Genomic DNA, 4,313 nt, shown 5'->3' on the forward strand with positions numbered 1-4,313 from the left:
GGGACGGGGGCGGGGGGACGGGCGATGGGCAGCCGGGTGTGGGGACCGGCACGCCGGAGGTGGCCAGAGTCGGTGCCGGGGCGCTGGTGGGGTGCCGGGGTGGCGTGGGAACTGGCTGCCGTGGGACGGGCAGCCGGGTGTGGGGACCGGCACGCCGGAGTCCGCCCGAGCGGGCGGCGCGGCAGCCGGGGAGACCGACGGCGTGGGAACCGGCCGTGCGGGCGGCACGGCGGTGGCCGGGGCCGCTCGGCCCGCCGTTCAGGCCGTGACGACGCGGACGCCTGCCTCCTCGAACCGCCCCACCAGCTCGGGGTCCGCCGCCCCGTCGGTGACCAGCGTGTCCACCGACCCCGTAGCGCAGATCCGGGCGAAGGCCCGCCGGCCCAGCTTGCTGGAGTCGGCGGCCACGATCACCCGCTCGGCGCGTTCGCACAGGACCCGGTTGATCGCGGCCTCGGCCTCGTCGTGCGCGGCGGCTCCGTGCTCGACGTCGAAGGCGACGACGCCCAGTACCGCCACGTCGAGCGTCACCTGGCCGAGCACCCCGTCCGCGAGCGGCCCGATCAGCTCGTAGGACTGCGCCCGGGCCACTCCGCCGGTCACCACGATCTTGAACTGCGGCCGGACGGCCAGCTCGTTGGCGATGTTGAGCGCGTTGGTGACCACGGTCAGCGCGGGCGTGCCGGACGCCAGGTCCGAGCGCACGGCCAACGCGCGCGCCACCTCCGTGGTCGTGGTGCCCCCGGTCAGCCCCACGGCCTCGCCGGGCGCCACCAGGGCGGCGACCGCGTGCGCGACACGCTGCTTCTCCGAGGCGCGGCGGGCCGTCTTGTAGCGCAGCGGCAGTTCGTAGGACACCCCGTGCACGACGGCGCCGCCGCGCGTGCGCACGAGCATCTGCTGCTCGGCGAGCCGGTCGAAGTCACGGCGGATGGTCGCGGCCGAGACCTCCAGCTCGGTCGCCGCCTCCTCGACGTCCAGCCGGCCGCGCTCGACGAGCAGCTCCAGCAGCGCCTTCCAGCGGGCGTCGCGCGACATCCGCGCCTCCGTTCCTCGATCTCTCGCCGACCCTAGCGCACCGTACCGTTCACCTGTTTGCTTGATTGTGCTCGAAAGCTCGCTATATCTTGCAGGAACAATCAGATCGGTTGATCGGCGGAGCACACCTCCGACGCTCGGCCGACCACGGCGAAGTGACCGGGAGAGTGCGGCATGACCCACGTCCAGGACGAACTCAACAGCCAGCCCGAGTGCTGGACACGCGCCGCCGCGGAGGCGGCGGGGCACACGGCGGTGCTTCCGGCGGCGGGGGAGCGGGTGGCGATCGTCGGATGCGGCACCTCCTACTTCATGGCCCAGTCGGCGGCGGCCCTGCGCGAGGGGGCGGGCCTGGGCGAGACGGACGCGTTCGCCGCCTCCGAGTTCCCGCGGGGCCGCGCGTACGACCGGGTCGTCGCCCTCACCCGCTCCGGCACCACCACCGAGGTGCTCGAACTGCTCACGGAGCTGAAGGGCCGGGTACGCACCGTCGCGCTCACCGCAGACCCCGACACACCGGTCATGACCGCCGCCGACGACGTGGTCGTCCTCGACTACGCCGACGAACGGTCCGTCGTGCAGACGCGGTTCGCGACCACCGCGCTCACCCTGCTCCGCGCCCACCTGGGCCTGCACACCGACGCGGTCGTCGCTGACGCCCGCACCGCCCTCGCCACCGAGCTGCCCGAAGGGCTGGTGGAGAGCACCCAGTTCACTTTCCTCGGCCGCGGCTGGACCGTCGGCCTGGCCAACGAGGCCGGCCTGAAGATGCGCGAGGCCTCCCTGTCCTGGACCGAGGCCTACCCGGCGATGGAGTACCGGCACGGGCCCATCAGCATCAGCACCAAGGGCACCGCCACCTGGATGTTCGGCGAGGCCCCCGAAGGGCTGGCCGAGCAGGTCCGCGAGACCGGCGCCCTGTGGGTCCCCGGCGGTCTCGACCCGCTCGCCGAACTGGTCCGCGCCCAGCGGCTCGCCGTCGCCGTCGCCGCCGCCCGCGGCCTCGACCCCGACAGCCCCCGCCACCTCACCCGTTCGGTGATCCTCGCCCCCTGACGCCCGCGTTCACCCGCCCGGGAAGGAAGAGACCTTGCCCCTCGCCACCACCGGCGACCTGGTCGGCCGTGCCGCGGCCGACCGCTCCGCCGTCGCCGCCTTCAACGTCATCACCCTGGAACACGTCGAGGCGGTCATCGCGGGCGCCGAGTCCGTGCACGCGCCCGTCGTCCTCCAGGTCAGCGAGAACGCCGTGAAGTACCGCCACGGCCGGCTGCTGCCCCTCGCCCGCGCGGCTGTCGCCGCCGCCGAGGCGGCGGCCGTTCCCGTCGCCCTGCACCTGGACCATGTCCAGAGCGACGGCCTGCTGCGCCGGGTCGCGGACGCCGGGTTCAGCTCCGTGATGTTCGACGCGGCGAGGCTGCCGTACGCGGACAATCTCGCGGCCACCCGGGCCGCCGCCGACTGGGCACACGCCCAGGGGCTGTGGATCGAGGCCGAGTTGGGCGAGGTCGGCGGCAAGGACGGAGCCCCGCCGCTCGACGCCCACGCGCCCGGAGCGCGCACTGACCCGGCCGAGGCCCGTGCCTACGTCGCCGACTCGGGTGTGGACGCCCTCGCCGTCGCCGTCGGCAGCTCCCACGCCATGACCACCCGCACCGCGGCCCTCGACCACGACCTGCTCAAGGAACTGGCGGGAGCACTGGACGTGCCCCTGGTGCTGCACGGCTCCTCGGGCGTCCCGGACGCCGAACTCGCCGCGGCGGTCGCGGGCGGCATCGCCAAGGTCAACGTCGGCACCGCGCTCAACATCGCCATGACCGGCGCCATCAGGGAGCACCTCGCCGCCCGCCCCGAAGCGGTGGACGCCCGCGGCTACCTCGCCGCGGGCCGGGACGCCATGGCCGCGACGGTGGCCACGGTCATCCGGGTGGTCTCCCGGACCGCCCCGGACACCCCCGGCGTTCCGCCCGTTACTTCCTGACCGCCTTCAGCACCACGAACTTGGGGTTGCCCGCCACCAGACGGCTGTTGCCGAACAGGCGCCGCAGCTTCACGTGGTAGCCCAGATGGCGGTTGCCCACGACCCACAGTTCACCACCGGGGCGCAGCACGCGCCGCGCCCCGGTGAACATCCGCCACGCCGTGGCGTCGGTCGTCGCCCGGTGGGAGTGGAAGGGCGGGTTGTTGAGCACCAGGTCGACACTGGCGTCCGGCACCCCGGCCAGCCCGTCGCCGACCCGGAACTCGGCCTTCCCCGCCGCCCCGTTGGCCCGGTACGTCGCCCGCGCCGAGGCCACCGCCTGGAACGACTCGTCGGTGAACAGCACGTCGGCTCCGGGATCGGCCAGTGCCACCGCCGTACCGACCACGCCGTTGCCGCACCCGAGGTCCACCACGCGCCGGGCGCCGACGCCGGGCAGGTGCCCGAGGAATAACCGGGTGCCGATGTCGAGCCGGTCGGCGCAGAAGACACCGGCGTGGTTGACGACGGTACGGCCGGCAAGCGGACCCACGTCGTCGGGGAGCGGGTAGGCCAGTGGCCACGGGTTGACGGGACGTTTCAGCGCGAGGTCGGGCTCCGCGAAGATCAGCCGTGCCTTCTTCACCGCCTGCGAGGTTCGCGTCGGCCCCACGATCCGCTCGAACAGCCGGAGCGTCGAGGTGTGGATCTCCTTCACCATCCCGGTGCCGACGACGACCGTGCCCCCGTGCAGCGCGGGCGCCAGCCGCAGCAGCTGGTCCTCCAGCAGCGCCAGGCTCTTGGGTACCCGTACCAGCAGTACGTCGATCCGGTCCGGCGGCGGGTCCTGCGTGGTGAGCAGCCGCACCGAGCCGGGTTCGACGCCGGCGCGCTCCAGGTTGGCGCGCGTCGCCTCCTGCGCGAGGTGGGAGTCGGTGACCTGCACCGGCCGGTGCGGCGCCAGCGCCGTCACCAGCGCACCCCACCGGTCGCCGACGACCACGACCGTGCCGGACAGCGGGACCTCCCGCTCCGCGAGGTGGCCGAGCAGGTACTCGTCGGAGGCGTCCCAGGCACGGAGCCGGTCGCGCGGGTCCTCGGGGAAGCGGGTGAGTACGTGCTCGCCCCAGGGGGTGGTCATTCGGTCGTCGCGGTCGTTCATCGTGAGCCAAGGCTAGCCGAGCGGCGACCGGGCACCGGCCGCGCGGAACGGAGCGGACCGATAGAACTCAAGGGGAGCGCCGGCAGGAGGGACCCGGCCCCGGGCGACGATGGGGGTCTGGGCTCCGGGCGGGGGGTGAGGGAAGAGGAAGGG

At 74.0% G+C, this 4,313-nt stretch carries 4 protein-coding genes; 2 read left to right on the forward strand and 2 right to left on the reverse strand.

Annotated features, from left to right (window positions below; all coding sequences use genetic code 11):
- Nucleotides 1-258: 258 nt before the first annotated feature.
- Nucleotides 259-1,038, reverse strand: coding sequence for a DeoR/GlpR family DNA-binding transcription regulator (locus HZS56_RS37265; protein ID WP_216725238.1), 780 nt, complete (start codon nucleotides 1,036-1,038; stop codon nucleotides 259-261).
- 174 nt (nucleotides 1,039-1,212) lie between these two features.
- Here HZS56_RS37265 and HZS56_RS37270 point away from each other — a divergent pair, with 174 nt between their 5' ends.
- Both HZS56_RS37270 and HZS56_RS37275 read left to right on the forward strand, forming a co-directional pair.
- Nucleotides 1,213-2,094 (forward strand): SIS domain-containing protein, encoded by an 882-nt coding sequence (locus HZS56_RS37270; protein WP_216725239.1) that lies wholly within the window; start codon nucleotides 1,213-1,215, stop codon nucleotides 2,092-2,094.
- Between the two features lie 34 nt (nucleotides 2,095-2,128).
- Nucleotides 2,129-3,019, forward strand: coding sequence for a class II fructose-bisphosphate aldolase (locus HZS56_RS37275; protein WP_216725240.1), 891 nt, complete (start codon nucleotides 2,129-2,131; stop codon nucleotides 3,017-3,019).
- Here the strand turns inward: HZS56_RS37275 and HZS56_RS37280 are convergent.
- On the reverse strand, nucleotides 3,009-4,139 hold the full coding sequence (locus HZS56_RS37280; protein ID WP_216725241.1) for a methyltransferase: 1,131 nt from the start codon (nucleotides 4,137-4,139) through the stop codon (nucleotides 3,009-3,011). The genes HZS56_RS37275 and HZS56_RS37280 overlap by 11 nt on opposite strands.
- Nucleotides 4,140-4,313 lie beyond the last annotated feature (174 nt).

The organism is Streptomyces mayonensis (assembly GCF_018982965.1).
Lineage (GTDB): Bacteria > Actinomycetota > Actinomycetes > Streptomycetales > Streptomycetaceae > Streptomyces > Streptomyces mayonensis.